A 22,256-nucleotide genomic window follows, 5' to 3' on the forward strand; every position below is an offset into this window, starting at 1 on the left:
CATCGCCGTGGCCATGCCCGGAATCGACAGCTCGCTTACCTTCCACCCGCTCGGCATGGCCGTGCTGACCATTTCCGATACGCGCACGACCGAAACCGACACCTCGGGCGCGCTGCTGTGCGAGCGGCTGACCGGCGCGGGACACGTGCTCCACGCTCGCGCCATCGTCCGCGACGATATCGCCGCCATCCAGGCGCAGCTTCGCGAATGGATCGCGAATCCGGCGATCGAGATCGTCCTGACCACCGGCGGCACCGGATTTTCCCCGCGCGACAACACGCCCGAAGCGGTCAAGCCGCTGCTGCGACGCGAGATGGACGGCTTTGCCATCGCCTTCCAGACCAAGAGCCTGCAGACCGTTGGCGTGGCCGCCATGCAGTCGCGCGCCTTTGCAGGCCAAGCGGGGGACAGCTTCATATTCTGCGTGCCCGGATCGACCGGGGCCTGCCGCGATGCGTGGGACGGGCTGCTCGAACTGGAACTCGACAGCCGGCACAAGCCCTGCTCGATCGCAGGGGCCCTGCCGCGCCTGCGCGACGTCTGCGCGTGATTTCCTTCGACGAGGCGCAGGCCCTGCTGGCTGGCGCAGTCCGGCCGCTCGGGACTGAGGTGTTGCCGCTTGGGGCAGTCGCGGGTCGCGTACTGGCCCGGCCGGTTCGCGCCGCGCTTGCCAGCCCGCGCCGCGATGTTTCGGCGATGGACGGCTATGCGCTGCGCAGCGTCGATGCCGCGGTGGGCGCGCGCCTGGCGCTGGTCGGGCAGAGCGCCGCGGGCGGAATGCCGCCACCGCCGGTCGGCCCCGGACAGACAGTGCGCGTGTTTACCGGCGCCGCCGTGCCCGAGGGCGCCGACCTGGTCGTCATCCAGGAGAACTGCGAGACCGAGGACGGCGCCGTGATCATCGCGCGGTTGTTTGGTACAGGCACCCACATCCGCCTCCAGGGTAGCGACTTCGCGGCGGGCGCCGAACTGCTCCCGGCGGGGCGACGGCTCGATCCGCTGGCCATGGTCACCCTTGCCGCATCGGACAGCGCCGAGGCGACGGTCTTTTGCCGTCCGCGCGTGGCGCTGATCGCAACGGGCGACGAGCTTGCCGCCCCGGGCACGGCGCGCGCCAATCCGCAGGCCATTCCCGAATCGGTCAGCTTCGGGGTTGCCGCGATGATTGCCGAACAGGGCGGCGACCTGGTCTATCGCCGCAGCGGCAGCGACGATCTGGCGACGCTGACGGCCCTTGCCGGCGAAGCGCTCGACGCCGCCGACGTGGTCGTGATCACCGGCGGCGCTTCGGTCGGCGACCGCGACTTCGCCAAGCCGATGTTCGCTGCCCACGGGCTCGAGCCGCTGTTCGCCAAGGTGGCGATCAAGCCGGGCAAACCGGTTTGGCTGGGACAGGCGCGGGGCCGGTGGGTGCTGGGCCTGCCCGGCAATCCGACCTCCGCTATGGTCACCGCGCGGCTGTTCCTGACGGCGCTGCTCGCTGCGCTGCAGGGTCGCGATCCTGCTGCGCTGCTTGACTGGACCGAACTGCCGCTCGCCGCGTCGATGCCGCCGGCCGGCGACCGCGAGACCTTTGCCCGAATGATCTGGACTGCGACCGGGCTCCAGCCGATCGGCAACCAGGATTCGGGTGTCCAGGGCCGGCTGTCGGCGACCACCTGGCTCGCCCGAAGGTTGAAAGATGCGCCGGCCGCGTCTGTCGGCGAACGTGTCTCCGCGCTGCGCTTCGGCTGAGGCTTCCCGCAAATACGAATGCGCCGGCCTGCATGGGCGCAATTGCTGTTGCCGCCGCGCCGATCCTGCGCCTAGGCTGTACGCCAGGGGATGCAGGAACAGGCCTTGTGCAACGCGGTCCCGGCCCACGCGCCGGCGGCCTGCCCCATGGGTGGAGATGCAGCAGTGGCCCTTTCCGACGCCCCGACCCCGACCCCGACCGAACTCGACCAGGCGATCCTTGAATCGCTGCGATACCGCGTCGGCAAGAATGAAGCCGCGGCCAAGCCGCACGACTGGTTCAACGCCGCGGTCAAGGCGCTGCGCGACAAGGTCGTCGACGCCTGGATGGATTCGACCACGCGAACCTACGCAAGTGGTGGCAAGCGGGTCTATTACCTGAGCCTCGAATTCCTGATCGGGCGCCTCTTGCGCGACGCGCTGTCGAACCTGGGCCTTACCGCAGAGATGGAGGCCGCGCTCAAGTCGCACGGGCTCGACCTGACCGAGATCGAGGAACTGGAACCCGATGCGGCGCTGGGTAACGGCGGGCTCGGGCGGCTGGCAGCCTGCTTCATGGAAAGCCTCGCCACGCTTGATATCCCGGCCTACGGCTATGGGATCCGCTATGTGAACGGGATGTTCCGCCAGCGGATCAAGGACGGCTGGCAGATCGAACTGCCCGAAACCTGGCTGGCCCACGGCAACCCGTGGGAGTTCGAGCGCCGCGAAAGCAACTATTTCATCGGCTTCGGCGGCGAGGTCGTGGCCGAAGGCGATCGCGCGGTCTGGCACCCGGCCGAACAGGTCGAGGCAACGGCAGTCGATACCCCGGTCGTCGGCTGGCGCGGCAAGCGGGTCAACACGCTGCGGCTGTGGACGGCGAGCGCGCTCGACCCGATCCGCCTCGATGCGTTCAACGCGGGCGACCACATGGGTGCCCTCTCCGCCCAGGTGCGCGCCGATTCGCTGGTGCGCGTGCTCTATCCTGCCGACAGCAACGAGGCCGGGCAGGAGCTGCGCCTGCGGCAGGAGTACTTCTTCACCTCCGCCTCGATCCAGGACATCGTGCGCCGTCACGTCCAGTACCAGGAGGACGTGCGCACCCTGCCCGAAGAAGCCGCGATCCAGCTCAACGACACCCACCCGGCGGTGGCCGTAGCCGAACTTATGCGGCTCTTGATCGACGATCACGGGATCGAGTTCGACGAGGCGCTGGCGATCACGCGCGGGACGATTGCCTATACCAACCATACCCTGCTGCCCGAGGCGCTGGAAACCTGGCCGCTGCCGCTGTTCGAACGGCTGCTGCCGCGCCACATGCAGATCATCTATGCGATCAACAGCCGCGTGCTGAAGGAAGCGCACAAGGCGGGCCTCGAAGAATCTGCCGTCGCGGCGATCAGCCTGATCGCCGAAGGGGGCGAACGCCGGGTGCGGATGGCGAACCTCGCTTTCACCGGGGCGCACAGCGTCAACGGGGTGGCGGCGCTGCACACCGACCTGATGAAGTCGACCGTCTTTGCCGACCTGCACCGGCTTTACCCAGACCGGATCAACAACAAGACCAACGGGGTGACGCCGCGGCGCTGGCTGCAGCAGTGCAATCCCGGTCTGACCAGCCTCTTGTGCGAGGCGATCGGTCCCGGCTTCCTCGACGATACGACTCAGCTCGAAAAGCTCGACGCGTTGGCCGACGATGCGGCGCTACAGGAGCGCGCGCACCTGGTTAAGCGGCAGAACAAGGTCGCACTGGCCGCGCATATCACCGACCTCACCGGCGTGCGGCTGGATCCCGATGCGCTGTTCGACGTCCAGATCAAGCGCATCCACGAATACAAGCGTCAGCTGCTCAATCTGGTCGAGACTGTGGCGCTCTACGACCAGATCCGCAGCCATCCCGAACGCGACTGGGTGCCGCGGGTCAAGATCTTCGGCGGCAAGGCGGCGGCGAGCTACCACAACGCCAAGCTGGTCATCAAGTTGGCCGGCGACATCGCCCGCCGGGTCAATGCCGATCCGTCGGTCGGCGGGCTGCTCAAGGTGGTGTTCGTGCCCAACTACAATGTCAGCCTGGCCGAACGGATCATCCCCGCTGCCGACCTGTCGGAGCAGATCAGCACGGCCGGCATGGAGGCCAGCGGCACGGGCAACATGAAGTTCGCGCTGAACGGCGCGCTGACCATCGGCACACTCGACGGCGCGAACATCGAGATCAAGGACCGGGTCGGCAATGCCAACATCCAGATCTTCGGGCTGACCGCCGACGAGGTCGCCGAAAAGCGCAGCGGCGGCTACACCCCGCGCGAGGTAATCGAAGGCAACCGCGAGTTGAGCCAAGCGGTCAACTCGATCGCCTCGGGCGTGTTTTCGCCCGACGATCCGGGCCGCTACGCCGACCTGATGGGCGGGCTCTACGACCACGACTGGTTCATGGTCGCCGCCGATTTCGAAAGCTACAGCGAGGCGCAGCGCGCGATCGACCGGCGCTGGCTCGATCAGGCCGGCTGGCGCGCCTCGGCGCTGCGCAACGTGGCCCATGTCGGGTGGTTCTCGTCCGACCGGACGATCGGCGAATACGCCCGCGACATCTGGGGCGTCATGTGAAGCCGCCGGCCGCCGCGATAGGGGCCCTGCTCGAAGGGCGGCACGCCGATCCCTTCGCGCTGCTGGGCCTTCACGCGGGGCCGGAAGGAACCTTTGCCCGGGCCGTTCTGCCCGGCGCGGAGGAGGTGGCGGCCTATTCGCTGAAGGGCGCGGCGTTGGGCAAGCTGGCCCGCGTCGACGATCGCGGGCTGTTCGAAGGCAGGGTCAGGGGGCGGCCCCGCCCGGTCAAGTACCGCTGCCGCGCCAGAGGAAGCGAGTGGTGGGTGACCGACCCCTACAGCTTCGGTCCCGTGCTCGGCCCGACCGACGATTTCCTGATCGCCGAAGGCACCCACCAGCGCTTGTTCGACAAGCTCGGCGCGCACTGCATCCATCACGAGGGCGCCGACGGCGTCCATTTCGCGGTATGGGCGCCGAATGCCCGCAACGTCAGCCTGGTCGGCGATTTCAACGATTGGGACGGCGCGCGAATGCCGATGCGCCGGCGCAGCGACATCGGGGTATGGGAAATCTTCGTTCCCGAAATCGCTGAAGGGCGGGCCTACAAGTACCGGATCGTCGGCCCGGACGGCACGGTCCAGCCGCTCAAGGCCGATCCCTTCGCCTTCGCCTCGGAATTGCGGCCCAGGACCGCCTCGGTCACCACGCGCAGCGGCAAGCCCGACTGGGGCGACCAGGCGCACCGCGATCACTGGGCAAGGGTCGATCCGCGACGCGAGGCGATCGCGATCTACGAGGTCCATCCCGGATCGTGGCAAAGGAACGAGAACGGCTGGTTCCTGACCTGGGACGAAATGGCCGCGCGGCTGATCCCCTATGTGGTCGAGATGGGCTTCACCCACATCGAGTTCCTGCCGGTAAGCGAACACCCCTACGATCCGTCGTGGGGCTATCAGACGACGGGTCTATATGCGCCCAGCGCGCGGTTCGGGGATGCCGCCGGCTTCGCCCGCTTCGTCGACGGCGCGCACCGGGCCGGGATCGGGGTGCTGATCGACTGGGTGCCTGCCCATTTCCCGGTCGACGAACACGGCCTCGCCCGGTTCGACGGCACCGCGCTTTACGAGCACGAGGATCCGCGGCTGGGATTTCATCCCGACTGGAACACCGCGATCTACAATTTCGGCCGGCGCGAGGTGAAGAGCTTCCTGGTCAACAACGCGCTGTTCTGGGCCGAACGCTATCACGTCGACGGATTCCGCGTCGATGCCGTCGCCTCGATGCTGTACCGCGACTATTCGCGCGCCTCCGGCGAATGGATTCCCAACGCCGACGGTGGGCGCGAGAACTGGGAGGCGGTCGAATTCCTGCGCGCCGCCAACAAGGCGCTCTACGCGCTGCACCCCGGAATCCTGACCATCGCCGAGGAAAGCACTGCCTGGCCGGGGGTGTCGCTTCCCGCCTACGACGAAGGCCCGCGCACCGCGCTCGGGTTCGGCTTCAAGTGGAACATGGGCTTCATGCACGACACGCTGCAATACATGCAGCGCGATCCGGTGCACCGCCGGTTCCACCACAACGAGATCACCTTTGGCCTGACCTATGCCTTCTCGGAAAACTTCGTCCTGCCGCTGAGCCATGACGAGGTGGTCCACGGCAAGGGCAGCCTGCTGAACAAGATGAGCGGCGACGACTGGCAGAAGTTCGCCAATCTGCGCGCCTACTACGCCTTGATGTGGGGCTATCCGGGCAAGAAGCTGCTGTTCATGGGGCAGGAGTTCGCCCAGCGCCGCGAATGGAGCGAGGAGCGCGCGCTCGACTGGGAGCTGTGCGAGGCGCCCGCCCACGCCGGGGTGCGCGCGCTGCTGCGCGATCTCAATCGTGCCTACCGCGCCCATCCCGCGCTTCACGCCCGCGACTGCGAAGGCGACGGCTTCGAATGGCTGGTGGTCGACGATGCCGCCGCCTCGGTCTTCGCCTGGCTGCGCAAGGCGCCGGGCGCGCCGCCGGTTGCGGTGATCAGCAACCTGACGCCGCTGGTGCACGGCTCCTACCGCGTGCCCCTGCCGCGCGACGGACGCTGGCGCGAGGTTATCAACTCCGATGCCGCGACCTATGGCGGCAGCGGGCAGGGCAACGGCGGGCTGGTCCTGGCGGATAACGGCGCGGCCACCGTCATCCTGCCGCCGCTCGCCACGCTGATACTGGTCTACGACGAATAAGGATTCGCGCAGGAAGAATGGGAAGGATGCCATGACCAAGCAGAGGTTGAATGCCCCACTGGCGCGCGATGCCATGGCCTATGTCCTGGCGGGCGGGCGCGGCAGCCGGCTGATGGAACTGACCGACCGGCGCGCCAAGCCGGCGGTCTATTTCGGCGGGATGAGCCGGATCATCGACTTTGCGCTGTCGAACGCTATCAATTCGGGCATCCGCCGCATCGGCGTTGCCACCCAGTACAAGGCGCACTCGCTGATCCGCCACATGCAGCGCGCCTGGAACTTCCTGCGCCCCGAACGCAACGAAAGCTTCGACATTCTCCCCGCCAGCCAGCGCATCGACGAACTGCACTGGTACGAAGGCACGGCGGATGCGGTGTTCCAGAACATCGACATCATCGAAAGCCACGCGCCCAAATACATGGTCATCCTGGCGGGCGATCACATCTACAAGATGGACTACGAACTGATGCTCCAGCAGCACGTCAATTCAGGCGCCGACGTGACCGTGGGCTGCCTGGTGGTGCCGCGCAAGGACGCCAGCGGCTTCGGGATCATGGCGGTCGACGATCAGGGCGTGATCACCGCTTTCGTCGAAAAGCCCAAGGATCCGCCCGCCATGCCCGGCAATCCAGACATGGCATTGGCCAGCATGGGAATCTACGTGTTCGACACCGAGTTCCTGTTCGAACAGTTGCGCCGCGACGCCGACGATCCCGACAGCAAGCGCGACTTCGGCGGCGACATCATCCCCTACATCGTCAAGCACGGGAAGGCGGTGGCGCACAAGTTCACCGACAGCTGCATCCGCGCGGCCGAGGAGATCGAGGAGTACTGGCGCGACGTCGGCACCCTCGACGCCTATTTCGAAGCCAACCTCGATCTGACCGACGTGGTGCCCAAGCTCAACATGTACGATCGCGACTGGCGCATCTGGACCGACCAGGTTGTCTCGAGCCCCGCCAAGTTCGTCCACGACGAGGAAGGCCGCCGCGGCCAGGCCATCGCCAGCCTGATCAGCCAGGACTGCATCGTCTCGGGCGCGACCGCGCACCGCAGCCTGCTGTTCACCGGGGTCAAGATGGGCAGTTTCTCGAGCGTGAGCGAAGGGGTGATCCTGCCCTATTGCAACATCGGGCGGGGCGCGCGCCTGTCGCGCGTCATCGTCGATTCGGGCGTGCGCATCCCCGAAGGCCTGGTGGTCGGAGAAGATCCCGAAGTCGATGCGCGCCGCTTCCGCCGCAGCGAGGGCGGGGTCTGCCTGATCACCAAGTCGATGATCGATCGACTGGGATGACCCTGCGCGTCCTTTCCGTAGCCTCGGAAGCCGTGCCTCTGGTCAAGACCGGGGGGCTGGCCGACGTCGTCGGCGCGCTGCCGGCGGCGCTCGCCCCGCACGGTGCCGAGCTGACGACGATCCTGCCCGGTTATCCCGGGGTGCTGAAGGGGCTGAAGCGCGCCAGGACGCTGCACCACTGGCCCGACCTGCTGGGCGAGGAGGCGCGGCTGGTGGCGGGCAGGATCGGCGGTCATGCGCTGCTGGTGCTCGACGCAGCGCACCTGTTCCAGCGCGACGGGGCCCTCTATACCGACGCGGCGGGGCGCGACTGGGAAGACAACTGGCGCCGCTTTGCCGCTTTCGGGCGGGCTGCCGCCGATGTCGCGGCAGGCGCCGGGCAGGGCAAGGCCGGCGCCTTCGACCTGATCCATGCGCACGACTGGCAGGGCGGCATGGCGCTGGCCTACAACCGCTTCGCGCCGGCCGGGCCGGCCCCGCTTCCCTCGGTCATGACGATCCACAACATGGCGTTCCAGGGCTATTTCGACGCGCGCATCTTTCGCAGCCTGGGCCTGCCCAAGGCGGCCTGGGCGATGGACGGGGTCGAAAGCTATGGCGGGGTGGGCTTCCTCAAGGCCGGGCTGCAATCGGCCGATGCGATCACCACGGTCAGCCCCAGCTACGCCGCCGAGATCCGCCTGCCCGAATTCGGCATGGGGCTGGAAGGTCTGATCGCCAGTCGCGGTTCGGCCGTTAGCGGCATACTCAACGGGATCGACACCGCCGAATGGAACCCCGCGACCGACCCTCATCTGGCAAGCCTCTGCACCGCCAGGACGCTGTCTGGGCGCAAGGCCAACAAGCGCGCGCTCGAAGCCGAATTCGGCCTGTCCCGCGACGAGGGACCGCTGTTTGTCGTCATCAGTCGCCTGACCTGGCAGAAGGGGATGGACGTGCTGCCCGAGGTGATCGACCACCTCGTCGGGCTGGGCGGACGGCTTGCGCTGCTGGGCGCAGGCGACGCGGCGATCGAGCACGAATTGCACAGCGCTGCCGAGCGGCACCCTGGCCGCATCGGCATCCGCATCGGTTATGACGAGGCGCTTGCCCACCGCATGCAGGGCGGCGGCGATGCGATCCTGGTGCCCAGCCGCTTCGAACCCTGTGGCCTGACGCAGCTATACGGCCTCGCCTACGGCTGCGTACCGATCGTGGCGCGCACTGGCGGCTTGGCCGACACGGTAATCGACGCCAACGTTGCTGCCCTGGCGAAGGGCGTGGCGACCGGCGTGCAGTTCGTCGGGGTCAACTATCATGCCCTGGCCGAGGCGATCTCGCGCACCTTCGCGCTCTACGCCGATCGCGCGCAGTGGAAGCGCATCCAGGCGAACGGCATGGCGGCCGACTTCTCGTGGACAGCCAGCGGCAAGGCCTATGCCGCGCTCTACCGCCGCCTTACCGGAACCAAGGCATGACCATCCTGACCCATCCGACTACGCCCTATCTGGACCAGAAGCCCGGCACGTCGGGCCTACGCAAGAAGGTGCGCCACTTCCAGCAGCCCAACTACGCCGAAAACTTCATCCAGGCGGTGTTCGATGTGGTCGCGGCGCCGGCCGGTTCGACCCTGGTGGTGGGCGGCGACGGGCGCTTCCACAACCGCACGGTCATCCAGCAGGCGATCCGCATGGCCGCTGCCAACGGCTATGGCCGGGTGCTGGTCGGGCAGGGCGGGATCCTGTCCACGCCGGCGGCCAGCGCGGTCATCCGCAAGTACGGCGCCAACGGCGGGCTGATCCTTTCGGCCAGCCACAACCCCGGCGGTCCGGACGAAGACTTCGGGATCAAATACAACGGCGCCAATGGCGGCCCCGCGCCCGAAAACGTGACCGAAGCGGTATTCGCGCGGACGAAAGCGATCGACCGCTGGCTTGCGGTCGATGCGGCAGACCTCGATCTCGATGCGCCGGGAGACAGCGTGGTCGGCGCGATGACCGTCTCGGTGATCGATCCCGTGGCCGACTGGGCTGACCTGATGGAAAGCCTGTTCGACTTCGCGCTGATCCGCCGGGCGGTGGCGGACGGCCTCACCATGGCCTTCGACGCGATGCACGCGGTGACCGGCCCCTATGCCCACGAAGTGCTCGAACGGCGGCTGGGCTTTGCCGCCGGCACCGTGCGCAACGGCGTGCCGCTGGAGGATTTTGGCGGGCACCATCCAGATCCCAACCTGGTCCATGCGCGCGTGCTCCATGATCTGATGATGGACCCCGAAATGGCCCCGGCCTTCGGTGCCGCGTCCGATGGCGACGGCGACCGCAACCTGATCATCGGCAAGGGGATCTTCGTCACTCCGTCGGATTCGCTCGCCATGCTGGCCGCCAACGCGCACCTCGCGCCTGGCTATGCGAATGGCCTTGCCGGCGTCGCCCGCTCGATGCCGACCAGCGCCGCGGTCGACCGCGTGGCGCAAGGCCTTGGCATCGCCTGCTTCGAAACGCCGACCGGGTGGAAGTTCTTCGGAAACCTGCTCGATGCCGGCAAGGCCACGCTTTGCGGCGAGGAAAGCGCCGGCACCGGCAGCGATCACGTGCGCGAGAAGGACGGGCTCTGGGCCGTGCTGCTGTGGCTTAACGTGATCGCCGCGCGCGGGGCTTCGGTGGCCGAGATCGCGCGCGGGCACTGGGCGCGGTACGGGCGCAACTATTACGCGCGCCACGATTACGAAGCGATCGAAAGCGCCCGCGCCGACGCGCTGATGGCCGAACTGGCGGCCGCCTTGCCGGCTCTCCCCGGCCGAGCTTTCGGCCCGCTGAGCGTCGCTGCGGCCGACAGCTTTTCGTACGACGATCCGGTCGACGGGTCGACCAGCACCAACCAGGGCCTGCGCGTGCAGTTCGAGGGCGGTTCGCGCGTGGTCTTTCGCCTGTCGGGCACCGGCACCGAAGGGGCGACCCTGCGCGTCTATCTCGAACGCTACGAGCCGCCTTCGGGCAACCTCGCGGCGGAAACCCCGGACATGCTGGCCGATCTCGTCGCCGCGGCCGAAGCGATTGCCGGGATCGCGCGCCATACCGGCCGAACCGCGCCCGACGTGATCACCTGATGCAGCAGCCGGGCGCCGTCGCCGGCGCGGACAATACCACGTTCACCGTCCGCGCGCCGCGGGCCTCGGCACTGTGGCTCTGCCTGTTCGACGGCGAGGTCGAATGCCGCCACGCCATGGTCCGGAACGGCGATGCCTGGACGCTGACCCTGCCCGGCAATCGCAGCGGCGCGCGCTATGGCTACCGCGCCGACGGTCCGTGGCGACCGGGGGCGAACCTGTGGTTCGATGCGTCGAAGCTGCTTGTCGACCCTTACGCCGTCGAACTCGATCGCCGCTTCGTCCAGGCGCCCGATCTGGCGCAGCACGGTGCCGATACCGCCGCCTTCGTGCCCCGAGCCATCGTGCCGGGCGCGCTGGCCGATGTGCCGCTGCACCCGCCGCAGTTTGCGCGCGGTGGGCTGATCTACGAAGTCAACGTCCGCGCCTTTACCCTGCTCCACCCCGATGTGCCGCCGGCGCTGCGCGGTACAGTGGCCGCGCTGGCCCATCCGGCGGTGATCGCGCACTTCAGGAAGCTTTCGGTCGGCGCGCTCGAACTGATGCCGATCGTCGCTTGGATCGACGAACGCCACCTGCCGCCGCTCGGCCTGACCAACGCCTGGGGTTACAACCCGGTGGCTATGATGGCGCTCGATCCCGGGCTGTGCCCCGGCGGCGTTGGCGAACTGCGGGATACGGTGGCTGCACTTCACGCCGCGGGGATCGGCGTTCTGCTCGACCTGGTGCTCAACCACAGCGGCGAAAGCGACGCTTTGGGCGGAGTCCTGTCGCTGCGCGGTCTCGACGCCGATGCCTATGCCCGCGACGGCGAGGGGCGGCTGATCAACGATACGGGCTGCGGCAACACTCTGGATTTCGCGGCTGACCGGGTGCGCGACCTGGCGCGCGGTACGCTGCGCCATTTCGTGCGGCACTGCGGGGTCGACGGCTTCCGCTTCGACCTTGCCCCGGTGCTCGCGCGCGGGCCGGGGTTCGATCCCGCCGCACCGTTCTTTGCCGAGATCGATTCCGATCCCTGGCTGGCGGACCGCGTGCTGATCGCCGAACCGTGGGACATCGGCCCGGGCGGATACCAGCTTGGCCGCTTTCCCGACACCTGGCTCGAATGGAATGACCGCTTCCGCGACGACGTGCGCCGCTTCTGGCGCGGCGACGGTGGGCTGGGCGACCTTGCGACGCGGCTGGCGGGGTCGTCGGACCTGTTCGGCAGCGACTGCCGTAGCGTCAATTTCCTTGCCGCGCACGACGGGTTCACCCTGGCCGACCTCGTCACCTTCGAGAACCGCCACAACCTTGCCAATGGCGAACAGGGCCGCGACGGCCACGGCGAAAACTTCAGCTGGAACAACGGGGTCGAGGGGCCGAGCGAGGATCCCGCCGTCTTCGCCGCGCGCCGCGCCGACCTGCGCGCGCTGCTCGCCACGCTGTTCGCCTCGACCGGCACGATCATGCTGACCGCCGGCGACGAGTTCGGTCGCAGCCAGCAGGGCAACAACAACGCCTATTGCCAGGACAACCCGATCGGCTGGATCGACTGGCAAGCGCGCGACATCGAACTGGAGGATTTCGTTGCTGCCCTGTCGGCGCGGCGCAGCGCGCATCTGGCCGGCATGTCGACCTTTCCCGAAGGCGGCGCGTGGCTGCGCCCTGATGGCGCACCGATGCGTGTGGCGGACTGGGAAGATCCGTCGGGCGACGGGTTCGACTGGCATCCGCCGGCCGGTTCGGCCGCGCCTGCCCGCCGGGTGCGGCGCGGCATCAGGCACGCCGGATTTCTCTAGAGCAGTTCGAGCGCCTTGAGCACCGCCGCCTGGTCGTAATAGGGCCGCTCGCACACGATCCTGTCACCGCCCTTGGCGAACTCGAAGCTGGCCGCCATGCGGATGCGGAAGGTGCGGCCGGTCGGTTCGATGGTCCGGCCCATCAGCGTCAGCGGACCAAGGTGCGTGCCGGTCAGCCAGAATTCTACCAGCACCGTGTCGGTATTCTCGTCGGCAGCGATGGCAATGATCGTGTTGCCCTGGTCGGGGAACGGGATGCGCGACAGGGTGAAATACTTGCGCACTTCCGCTTCGCCATCGAACACCGCGCCAGGGCCAAGCAGTTCATATCGCGGATGTTCGAAGGTCGCGATGACCCCGTCCCAGTCGCGCGTCACCTCCAGCGCCATATGGCGCCGCACGGTGTCGATGCGGCGTTGCCGAAGGTCGTCCATAGCGCATGATACCGGGGCGGGCATGCCGCTGGCAAGCCTGCCAGTGACCGGCCTTTCGCTGGGACTACTTGGCCTGCGGAGCCGCTTCGGCCGCGTTGACCGGCAAGCCGCCCAACTGCGTCACCATCTTGGTATAGGCGTCGAGGTAGGCAAGCACGATGATCTGGCCGATCTCGGTGTTCTGGTAGCCGCCGGCTCCGGCCGCGCCGAAGGCGCCGCCGCCGAACAGGCCGCCGCCGGCGCCCCAGCCAAGATCCGACTTGCGGTAATAGCCCTCGGTCAGGGCGACTTCCTCGGTCGTGCGGGCGTTGACCGTCGACAGCGTCACGTTGGCCTCGCCCTTCTTGACGCTGATGCCGCCGAGGACTGCGCCGGCGCCGCGTCCGAACAGGCCGCCGCCGATCCCGCCGAGGATCCCGCCGATCGCGTTGCCGCCCGAATTCCTGTTGGTCGAAACGATGTCCGGTTCGATGAAGTAGTCGGCCGCCTTGACCTGGCCCTTGCCCAGGTTCGATCCGGCCTGCAGCTCGCCGTTGTCGGCCATGGCGCGCTCCATCGCGCGGCTCTGCATCGAACGCCCGCGATTGACCAGGCTGAAGCAGCCCGATTGCTGGACAAAGATCTTGAGGATCGCCTCGGGGCTGCCGAGGTTCAGTTCGCGCCACCACTGGTTGTCGGGTTCGACGATGGCAACCGTGCCGAGGTTGCGGGTGCAGCGCGGAATCTCGCGCGTGCCTTTGGCCTGGGCCTGACGACCGGACGAGCCCTTTTCGGCAGCAAGCGCCGGAGCGGCGACGGTGGAAATAAGTGCCAGCGCGGCGGCGCCGGAGACAAGCTTGCGCATTCGAGTTTCCCCTGTTCGAACCCGCGGCGTCCGGCGAGGACTACCGCTGACCTGCGCGACCCATTTCCGGTTGACCCGAGCCCTTGCTACGCCCGCGAACAGTGGCGACTTTGGCCAACGTCCTGATCGGCTTCACACCGGCTTGTTGTCGATCAGACGCGTAGCACCGATCCGCGCCGCGACAAAGAGGCGCAGCGGCTTGTCGCGGGATTCCAGCGGGATCGCGAGATCCTCGGCATGGCGAAACTCGGCGTAGTCGACCGACGCGAACCCGCCCGCCAGGAGATCGGCCTTGAGCGCGTCCTCGACAGCCATGTGCGCTTCTCCTGCGCGCAGCTTCGCGATCGCGGCGTCCATCGCCCGCGGCAGGCAAGCGGCCTCGGCGCGCTGTTCGACCGAAAGGTAGGCGTTGCGCGACGACAGGGCGAGACCGTCACGCTCGCGCACGGTCGGCACGGCATGGATCGCTGCTGCCGCGGGCGACGTCAGATCGAGGTCGAGCGCCATGCGGCGGATCACCGCAAGCTGTTGCCAGTCCTTTTCGCCGAACAGCGCCAGATCGGGCTGGACCTGGTTGAACAGCTTGAGCACGACTGTCGCCACGCCGTCGAAGTGGCCCGGCCGCGCCGCGCCGCACAGCCCCTCGCTGATGCCGCTGACCGAAACCGAGCTGGCGTAGCCGTCCGGATACATCGCCTCGGCGCCCGGCGCCCACAGCAGGCTGACCCCTTCGGCGCGCAGCAGTTCGCTGTCCTGTTCGAGCTGGCGGGGATAGCGGGCCAGGTCCTCGTTCGGGCCGAACTGGCGCGGGTTGACGAAGATCGAGACAACCACGTGACGAGCCTTCGCACGGGCCTCGCGCACCAGTGCAAGGTGGCCTTCGTGCAGCGCGCCCATGGTCGGCACCAGCGCGACCGGACCGTCCTGCCGCATAACGGCGAGTGCACGGCGTAGTGGATCAAGCGTCGTCACCGTTTGCACGGCCGAATCCCCTCCTGTAGAAAGCCCGCAAGCCTTCTGGCTCGCCGCTCCTATGCCGCATCGCGGGTCGGAGCAAGCCGTTTAATCGATCAGTTAAGAGACGCCCTTGTCCGCATTATCCGCCCCCCATCGCATCGTCTTCGCCAACGAAAAGGGCGGCACCGGCAAGTCGACCACGGCAGTCCACGTGGCCATCGCGTTGGCCTACCAGGGCGCCAAGGTCGCCGCGATCGACCTCGATCCGCGCCAGCGTACGCTGCACCGCTACCTTGAAAACCGCGCCGAAACCGCCGCGCGGCGCGCGATCGACCTGCCCTCGGCGCGCTTCGAGGTGTTCGGCGGCGACACCACCGAGGACCTCGACGAGCTGGCGCAGAGCGTGGGTGAGGGGATGGATTTCCTGATCTACGACACTCCCGGCCGGGACGATCCCTTTGCCCGTCACGCGGCGACCGGAGCCGACACGCTGGTCACCCCGCTTAACGACAGCTTCGTCGATTTCGACCTGATCGGCCAGGTCGATGCCGAAACCTTCAAGGTCCGCCGCCTGTCGTTTTATGCCGAACTGATCTGGGAAGCGCGCAAGAAGCGGGCCCTCGCTACGATCCAGGAAAAGCGCCGCGAGATGGACTGGGTGGTGGTGCGCAACCGCACCCAGCATGTCGAGGCGCGCAACATGCGCCGGCTCGACCAGGCGCTGACCGAACTGTCGAAGCGGGTCGGTTTCCGTATCGCCAGCGGCCTGTCCGAACGCGTCATCTACCGCGAGCTGTTTCCGTCGGGCCTGACCTTGCTCGACAAGGGTCATCTGGGCGAACTGGGGACGAGCCACCTCGTCGCGCGGCAGGAATTGCGCGCGCTGATCCACTCGCTCGGCCTGCCGATGCCGACGAGGGAGCAACCCGTTCCGGCCCTTGCGGCACAGGGCTGACCGCGCCCGATGGGCAAGCTTCTCACCATCCTGCTGATCGGCACCCTGGCGATCAGGATGCTGACAGGGCGCTGGCCGTGGGACCTGTGGCGCCAATCCGAGCGCGCCCAGGACGAGGCGCAGGCCCGAGCTCTGCTCGGCGTCGGCCGCAATGCCGGGCACGACGAGATCGTCGAGGCGCACCGCCGCCTGTTGGCCCGCGTCCATCCCGATCGCGGCGGCACCAGCGAACAGGTCCATGCCGCGACCCGCGCGCGCGACGTGTTGCTCGCTGGTGTCGACCGAGCGAAATGAAGGCGCACCGCTTCGATCCGACGATCCTTCGCGAATACGACATCCGGGGGCAGGTCGGCTCGCAACTGGGGGCAAACGATGCGCATGCGCTGGGACGCGGATTTGCCACGGTCGTGCGCGGGGCGGGCGGGAGCGCCGTGGCCGTGGGACGCGACGGGCGGCTGAGCTCGCCCATGCTGGAGGCCGCGCTGGTCGACGGATTGACTGCGGGCGGAGTAAACGTGGTGCGCATCGGGCTGGGGCCGACCCCGATGCTCTATTACACCGAAGCGACGCTAGATGAGGTGCAGGGCGGCATTCAGGTAACTGGCAGCCACAATCCCGCCGATCACAACGGCTTCAAGATAGTCCATGACGGAGCCCCGTTCTGCGGGGCCGAACTGCGGCGCCTGGGCGACCGGGCGAAGGCGGGCGACTGGTCGAGCGGCGCGGGCCGGGTGCGCGAACTTGCCATCGAGCAAGCCTATGTCGAGCGGCTGCTCCGGGCGCTCGACGGGCTCGACCAGGCGAAGCTGGGCGCGCTGCGGATCGGCTGGGACGCGGGCAGCGGCGCCGCCGGCCCCGCGCTCGAGCGTCTCGTTGCCCGGCTTCCCGGTCAGCATCACACGCTGTTCACCCATGTCGACGGCACCTTTCCGCATCACCATCCCGACCCGACGGTCGAGGCCAACCTTGCCGATCTGAAGGCGCTGGTCGTGACGAAGTCGCTCGACTTCGGAGTGGCTCTGGACGGCGATGGCGACCGCATCGTCGTGGTCGACGCGAAGGGCAGGGTCCTGCTGGGCGACCAGTTGCTGATGATTCTTGCGCAAGACCTTCTCCAAAGGGCCCCCGGATCGCCGATCATCGCCGATGTGAAGGCCTCGCAAAGTCTGTTCGACGCCATCGCAAGGTTTGGTGGACGCGCGGTTATGGGAAAGACCGGACACAGCCTGATCAAATCCGAAATGAAGCGGATCGGCGCGCCGCTCGGCGGGGAAATGACCGGCCACCTGATGTTCGCCGACGACTGGTACGGATTCGACGACGCGCTCTACGCCGCGCTGCGGTTGATCGCGGCCTCGCAGCGGCTTGGCCTTTCGCTCACCGCGCTGCGCGATGCCATGCCCGAACCGTTCAACACGCCTGAACTGCGCGTGCCTGTGGACGAGGCGAGCAAGTTCGCGGTCGTTGAAGAGGTCGCCCGGCGGCTGGCGCGGGACGAGGCCGATGTCGTGACTATCGACGGCGTGCGCGTCTCGACTCCCGACGGCTGGTGGCTGCTGCGCGCATCGAACACGCAAGACGTGTTGGTGCTGCGCGCCGAAAGCGATACCCGCGATGGGCTGGAGCGGCTGCTGGCCGAGGCCGACGCCCGGCTCGCCGAAGCGGGCATCGCGCGCCGCTAGATCAGGAAGGGGAGCGGTGCCGCCGCGGCCAGCACGGCGGCGACCAGCGTCAGCGCCCCGGGCCACACCGCGCGCCATCCGGCGACGCCCACGGCGGTTCCGGCCTTGAACAGAGTGTTGAGCAGCACGGGCGGCACCAGCACCAGTCCGGCGACTCGCGCGGAGAGGGTGTCTTGGGGCAGGTTGCCGAGCGTGATGATCGCCGAATCGACATCGACCACGCCAGACAGCGCCAGCACCGTCGCCAACCCGGCCTGCCCGAAACGGTCAAGGACCCAGCGCGCGGCCACGGTCAGCGCCATGGTCAGCGCCATCAGCACAAGTGCCGGCTTGAGGTCGAACGGATTCCTGGGCAGCGGGGCCGCGTCTGCTTCCTTGGCCCGCACCGATCCCCTGCCGCGCATGATCAGCACGAACCCGGCGAGGCTGATCGCCATGCCCGGCAGGGCCAGCGTCGCAAAGGTCGGCAGCGCGCGGGGCGCCAGCGCCGCGGCCAGCACCATGACGCGCAGGAACATGACCGCCGAGGCCAGCGCTATCCCGGCGTTGACGATGACCCTGTCGCCCGCAGCGTCGCGCAACTTGCCCGCCAGCGATACCGTGACCGCCGTGGACGACACCATCGATCCCGCCGCCGCCGTCGCCAGCAGCCCCCGCGTCGAGCCCAGCCAGCGCGCCCCGACGTAGCCGGCAAAGGAAAATCCCGAGACCAGTACCACGACCAGCCACAACTGGCGCGGCCGCCACGCGTCCAGGGGCCCCATCGGGGTGTCGGGCAGCAGCGGCAGGATGACCATCGCGAGCAGGGCGAAGCGCCCGATCGCCGCAATCTCGGCTTCGTCGATATGGCGCAGCACGTGGTGCAACTGGCGCCGCATGGCAAGAAGCAGGACGGTCAGACCGGTGATCGCGCTGGCCATGGCGTAGGACCCGGTCCCGGCAAGATAGCCCGCCGCCAGCGTGATCAGCCCGGCAAGACTGGCCGTTCCGCTGATCCGGTCGCGGCCAGCGGTGGCGCGCCAGTAACCGGCCACGACCAGCGTAGCGGTCGCGCCGAGCAGAATGAACGACAGCGCCGGCGCGATCGCCTGCAAGAGGCCCGCCATGCCGCCGGAAAGGCCGATCAGGCCATAGGTGCGAAAGCCGGCAAAGCGGCTACCCGCTGGATCGCCGCGTTGCGCCCAGCCGCGCTGCAGGCCGATCAACAGGCCCAGCGCCAGCGCCAGCAGGACGGCTTCGAATTGCGACCAGGACAGAGCGGCGGGGTTCATCCCGCCCGTGATGGCACCGGAAAGCCTTGCCGCAAAGGGGCGATCAACTTGGTTCGGCTGGGGCTGCGGACGTCGCGATCAGATAATCGTCGCTCGACCCGCTTGCCGACAGGCGGGCCGCAACGTCTTCGATCTCGAGAGTGCAGATGACGTATTCGCCCGAGCCGAAGTGGATCGACGTGCCGTAGAGGCCCTGGGCCAGGAAAGCGACCTGGTCCGGGTTGACCGCGGCCGTATGGCTTTCACCCTGGGTTTCGAACATGACGAGGCGCATGGCAACAGCCCTCCGTGACCGGGCCTATCCCGGCGCTGGCTGCAACCCGAACGGCGCGTTATGCGTTATCCGTGCTTATGGCCTGTTTACCATGAACCGCGCCATTGTGGCCACCCCTCGGCGCTCGGGATCGTGCCGATGACCGGGCCAGTTGCAACTATTGCCATCGATCAATGGTTTGCGCAGCGCGGCTGGCGCATCCGCCGCCACCAGCAGGAGATGCTGGCCGTCGCCGCCTCGGGGCGCCACGCGCTGCTGGTCGCCGATACCGGGGCGGGCAAGACGCTGGCGGGCTTCCTGCCGACCCTGGTCGACTTCAGCTCCGATGCCCCGGACACCGTGCTCCCGCCGGAAGGTCTGCACACGCTTTACGTATCGCCGCTGAAGGCGCTGGCGCATGATGTGCAGCGCAACCTTCTGACCCCGGTCGAGAACCTTGGCCTGCCGATCCGGATAGAGACGCGCAGCGGGGATACGCCATCCGACCGCAAGGCGCGCCAGCGCGCCCGACCGCCGCATATCCTGCTGACGACGCCCGAGTCCCTGGCGCTGCTGTTGTCCTATCCCGAGGCCGATACGCTGTTCGCGACGCTGAGGCGCATCGTCATCGACGAGGTCCACGCCTTCGCCACCGGCAAGCGCGGCGATCTCCTCGCGCTGGCGCTGTCGCGGCTCCAGGCAATTGCGCCCGGCCTGCAACGCGTCGCACTGTCGGCGACGGTGGCCGATCCCGACGACTTTCGCGCCTGGCTGGCCCCTTGGGGCGATATCGACAGCGTCGCCCTGGTCGAGGGCGAGGCCGGCGCCCGACCCGAACTCGAAGTGCTGCTGCCCGAAGACGCACGCGTGCCGTGGGGCGGCCATGCCGCGACCTGGGCCGTTCCGCAGCTCTACGAGGCGATCCGCGCCAACCGCACAACGCTCGTGTTCTGCAACACGCGCTTTCTGGCCGAACTGATCTTCCAGCAACTGTGGGAGGTGAACGACGACAACCTGCCGATCGGGATCCACCACGGCTCGCTGTCGAAAGAGGCGCGGCGCAAGGTCGAGGGCGCCATGGCGCGCGGCGAACTGCGCGCGCTGGTCGCTACGGCCAGCCTCGACCTCGGTGTCGACTGGGGCGATGTCGACCTGGTGGTGCAGATGGGCGCGCCCAAGGGTTCGTCGCGGCTGCTGCAGCGGATCGGACGCGCCAACCACCGGCTCGACCTGCCCAGCCGCGCGCTGCTGGTACCCGGCAACCGCTTCGAATACCTCGAGGCGATCGCTGCCCAACAGGCGGTCGACGAAGGCCAGCGCGACGGCGAGGAGTTCCGCCCTGGCGGGCTGGACGTGCTGGCCCAGCATGTGATGGCCCGTGCCTGCGCCGGTCCATTCGACGGGGCGGCCTTGCTGGCCGAGGTGCGCTCGGCGTTGCCCTACGCTGCGGTGGACGCGGACACCTGGCAACGGGTGCTGCATTTCGTCGCCACGGGAGGCTACGCGCTCAAGGCCTACGACCGGTTCCAGCGCATCACCCAGGACCGCGACGGGCTGTGGCGGCTGACCCATCCCGAACACGCGGCGCGATTCCGCCTCAACGCCGGGATCATCATGGATGCCGAAATGATCGAAGTGCGCTTTCGCAACGGTCGCTCGCTCGGCCGGGTCGAGGAGAACTTCGCCTCGAGCCTCGCGCCCGGTGACACGATCCGCTTTGCCGGGCTCGATCTCGAGGTCGAGGCGCTGCGCGAGACCGAAATGCTGGTCCGCGCGGCGAAGAAGCCGGGGCAGATCCCCAGCTATGGCGGCCAGCGCATGCCGCTCACCACGCATCTGTCGCAGCGTGTGCAGGCGCTCCTGGCCGATCGCGGCGGCTGGGCGCGCTTTCCGGACGACGTGCGCGAATGGCTGGAAGTGCAGGACTACCGGTCCGAGCTTCCCGCGCCGGGATCGCTTCTGGTCGAAAGCTTCCCCTACGAGAAGCGCCATTATGCGGTCATCTATTCGTTTGAAGGCTGGCCTGCCAACCAGTCGCTCGGCATGCTGGTGACGCGGCGGATGGAGGAGCAGGGCCTGGGGCCCCTTGGCTTCGTTGCCAACGACTATGCGCTCGCGGTCTGGGGGCTGCGGCCGATTACCGACCCGGCCCGGCTGCTGTCGCCCGAAATCCTGGCGGACGAGTTCGTCGCCTGGGTGGAGGGCAGCTATCTGCTGCGGCGCGCCTTCAAGGAAGTGGCGGTGATCGCCGGGCTGGTCGAACGCCAGCAACCGGGCAAGCGCAAGACCGGCAAGCAGGTCACTTTCTCGACCGACCTCATTTACGATGTGCTGCGCAAGTACGAACCCGACCACGTCCTGCTGCGCGCGGCCTGGGCCGATGCTCGGGCGCGAATGACCGATGTCGACCGGCTTGCCGGCGTGCTGGACCGCGCGCAGACCAACCTCAACCACGTCGTCCTTGAGAGGGTCAGTCCGCTCGCCGTCCCGGTCCTGGTGATGATCGGGCGCGAAGCGATGCCGCAGGGATCGGCCGACGACGAGCTGCTGATCGAGGCTGAAGGGCTGGCCGGCGCGGCGATGCGAGTCGAACCGCCAAGCGGGGATGACGATGAAGCCGCCGACGAGGCGCAACACCGCTGACCGCTCGGTGGAGGAATCGGGGATGCAAAAAAAAGGGGCGGATCGCTCCGCCCCTTCTTGGGTATTTCGAGTGGACCGGAGCCCGGAGTACGGTTTGGCCTCAGTTGGCCGCGCCGGCGCCCGGAGCCTTGGTAAACTCGGAATACTGTTCGTTGCCGACGAAGCCGAAGGCCGTCACGCCCGAACCCTTGATCACCTTCAGCACGCGGGCCGTGGTGTCGTAAGGGGCCTGGGGATCCGGCTGGAACTGCAGTTCCGGTTCCGGCTTGATGGCGAGGGTCGCTTGCAGCGCGCTGAGCAGCTGGCCTTCGTCCATCGGGGTGCCGTTCCACTGGATCGAGCTGTCCGGCATCACGACAACCTTGTTCTTGTCACGCTTGATGACCGTTTCCGGCGGCGGGGCCGACGGGTTGGGCAGGTCGATGTTGACCGCGTGCGTTGCCACCGGGATGGTGATGATGAACATGATGAGGAGCACGAGCATGACGTCGATGAGCGGCGTCGTGTTCATTTCCATCATCGGCGAGCCATCATCCTTGCCGCCTGACATTGCCATTGGGGGTTACTCC

Annotated in this window: 18 protein-coding genes; 12 read left to right on the forward strand and 6 right to left on the reverse strand. The window is 67.9% G+C overall.

Annotated features, from left to right (window positions below):
- Window positions 1–13: 13 nt before the first annotated feature.
- The 8 genes from B0I00_RS13960 to glgX all read left to right on the forward strand — a co-directional run bounded on the left by B0I00_RS13960 (window position 14) and on the right by glgX (window position 12,648).
- Entirely contained in the window at window positions 14–550 is a 537-nt protein-coding gene (locus B0I00_RS13960; protein ID WP_100868012.1) for a molybdopterin-binding protein, read from the forward strand.
- Window positions 547–1,734 carry a molybdopterin molybdotransferase MoeA gene (locus B0I00_RS13965; protein ID WP_198519257.1) on the forward strand — a complete coding sequence of 396 codons (1,188 nt, stop codon included), beginning with the start codon at window positions 547–549 and terminating at the stop codon, window positions 1,732–1,734. Before B0I00_RS13960 ends, B0I00_RS13965 begins: the two co-directional genes overlap by 4 nt.
- A gap of 165 nt (window positions 1,735–1,899) precedes the next feature.
- Entirely contained in the window at window positions 1,900–4,320 is a 2,421-nt protein-coding gene (locus B0I00_RS13970; protein WP_232730258.1) for a glycogen/starch/alpha-glucan phosphorylase, read from the forward strand.
- On the forward strand, window positions 4,317–6,482 hold the full coding sequence (glgB, locus tag B0I00_RS13975; RefSeq protein ID WP_100868014.1) for a 1,4-alpha-glucan branching protein GlgB: 2,166 nt from the start codon (window positions 4,317–4,319) through the stop codon (window positions 6,480–6,482). The genes B0I00_RS13970 and glgB overlap by 4 nt, the downstream gene beginning before the upstream one ends.
- Window positions 6,483–6,513: 31 nt before the next feature.
- Window positions 6,514–7,776, forward strand: a complete 1,263-nt coding sequence (glgC, locus tag B0I00_RS13980) for a glucose-1-phosphate adenylyltransferase (protein WP_100868015.1) — start codon at window positions 6,514–6,516, stop codon at window positions 7,774–7,776.
- Entirely contained in the window at window positions 7,773–9,233 is a 1,461-nt protein-coding gene (glgA, locus tag B0I00_RS13985; protein ID WP_100868016.1) for a glycogen synthase GlgA, read from the forward strand. The genes glgC and glgA overlap by 4 nt, the downstream gene beginning before the upstream one ends.
- The gene (locus B0I00_RS13990; protein ID WP_100868017.1) at window positions 9,230–10,864 is read left to right on the forward strand and encodes an alpha-D-glucose phosphate-specific phosphoglucomutase; all 1,635 of its coding nucleotides are present in this window, start codon (window positions 9,230–9,232) and stop codon (window positions 10,862–10,864) included. Before glgA ends, B0I00_RS13990 begins: the two co-directional genes overlap by 4 nt.
- Window positions 10,864–12,648 (forward strand): glycogen debranching protein GlgX, encoded by a 1,785-nt coding sequence (glgX, locus tag B0I00_RS13995; RefSeq protein ID WP_100868018.1) that lies wholly within the window; start codon window positions 10,864–10,866, stop codon window positions 12,646–12,648. Before B0I00_RS13990 ends, glgX begins: the two co-directional genes overlap by 1 nt.
- Here glgX and B0I00_RS14000 read toward each other — a convergent pair.
- The 3 genes from B0I00_RS14000 to panC form a co-directional block, all read right to left on the reverse strand.
- On the reverse strand, window positions 12,645–13,082 hold the full coding sequence (locus B0I00_RS14000) for an ester cyclase (protein WP_100868019.1): 438 nt from the start codon (window positions 13,080–13,082) through the stop codon (window positions 12,645–12,647). The two genes, glgX and B0I00_RS14000, sit on opposite strands and share 4 nt — an antisense overlap.
- A gap of 64 nt (window positions 13,083–13,146) precedes the next feature.
- The gene (locus B0I00_RS14005; RefSeq protein ID WP_100868020.1) at window positions 13,147–13,926 is read right to left on the reverse strand and encodes a CsgG/HfaB family protein; all 780 of its coding nucleotides are present in this window, start codon (window positions 13,924–13,926) and stop codon (window positions 13,147–13,149) included.
- 132 nt (window positions 13,927–14,058) lie between these two features.
- Complete coding sequence (gene panC / locus B0I00_RS14010; protein ID WP_100868021.1) at window positions 14,059–14,907, reverse strand: pantoate--beta-alanine ligase; 849 nt, start codon at window positions 14,905–14,907, stop codon at window positions 14,059–14,061.
- 106 nt (window positions 14,908–15,013) lie between these two features.
- Here panC and B0I00_RS14015 point away from each other — a divergent pair, with 106 nt between their 5' ends.
- From B0I00_RS14015 to pgmG, 3 genes are read left to right on the forward strand one after another with little or no spacing between them, the layout of a single operon-like run.
- Window positions 15,014–15,838, forward strand: coding sequence for a division plane positioning ATPase MipZ (locus B0I00_RS14015; protein WP_100868022.1), 825 nt, complete (start codon window positions 15,014–15,016; stop codon window positions 15,836–15,838).
- Window positions 15,839–15,847: 9 nt separating this feature from the next.
- Window positions 15,848–16,132: a J domain-containing protein gene (locus B0I00_RS14020; protein ID WP_100868023.1), complete on the forward strand. Its 285-nt coding sequence runs from the start codon at window positions 15,848–15,850 to the stop codon at window positions 16,130–16,132.
- Window positions 16,129–17,520, forward strand: a complete 1,392-nt coding sequence (pgmG, locus tag B0I00_RS14025) for a phosphoglucomutase/phosphomannomutase PgmG (protein WP_100868024.1) — start codon at window positions 16,129–16,131, stop codon at window positions 17,518–17,520. Before B0I00_RS14020 ends, pgmG begins: the two co-directional genes overlap by 4 nt.
- Here the strand turns inward: pgmG and B0I00_RS14030 are convergent.
- Both B0I00_RS14030 and B0I00_RS14035 read right to left on the reverse strand, forming a co-directional pair.
- Window positions 17,517–18,791 (reverse strand): MgtC/SapB family protein, encoded by a 1,275-nt coding sequence (locus B0I00_RS14030; RefSeq protein ID WP_100868025.1) that lies wholly within the window; start codon window positions 18,789–18,791, stop codon window positions 17,517–17,519. The genes pgmG and B0I00_RS14030 overlap by 4 nt on opposite strands.
- A 43-nt stretch (window positions 18,792–18,834) precedes the next feature.
- Window positions 18,835–19,065 (reverse strand): hypothetical protein, encoded by a 231-nt coding sequence (locus B0I00_RS14035; RefSeq protein WP_100868026.1) that lies wholly within the window; start codon window positions 19,063–19,065, stop codon window positions 18,835–18,837.
- A 138-nt stretch (window positions 19,066–19,203) separates the two neighbouring features.
- Between B0I00_RS14035 and B0I00_RS14040 the strand changes: the two genes are divergently transcribed.
- The gene (locus B0I00_RS14040) at window positions 19,204–21,687 is read left to right on the forward strand and encodes a ligase-associated DNA damage response DEXH box helicase (RefSeq protein ID WP_100868027.1); all 2,484 of its coding nucleotides are present in this window, start codon (window positions 19,204–19,206) and stop codon (window positions 21,685–21,687) included.
- A 100-nt stretch (window positions 21,688–21,787) separates the two neighbouring features.
- Here B0I00_RS14040 and B0I00_RS14045 read toward each other — a convergent pair whose 3' ends face one another.
- Window positions 21,788–22,243, reverse strand: a complete 456-nt coding sequence (locus B0I00_RS14045; protein ID WP_100868028.1) for an ExbD/TolR family protein — start codon at window positions 22,241–22,243, stop codon at window positions 21,788–21,790.
- Window positions 22,244–22,256 lie beyond the last annotated feature (13 nt).

It is taken from the genome of Novosphingobium kunmingense (assembly GCF_002813245.1).
GTDB lineage: Bacteria > Pseudomonadota > Alphaproteobacteria > Sphingomonadales > Sphingomonadaceae > Novosphingobium > Novosphingobium kunmingense.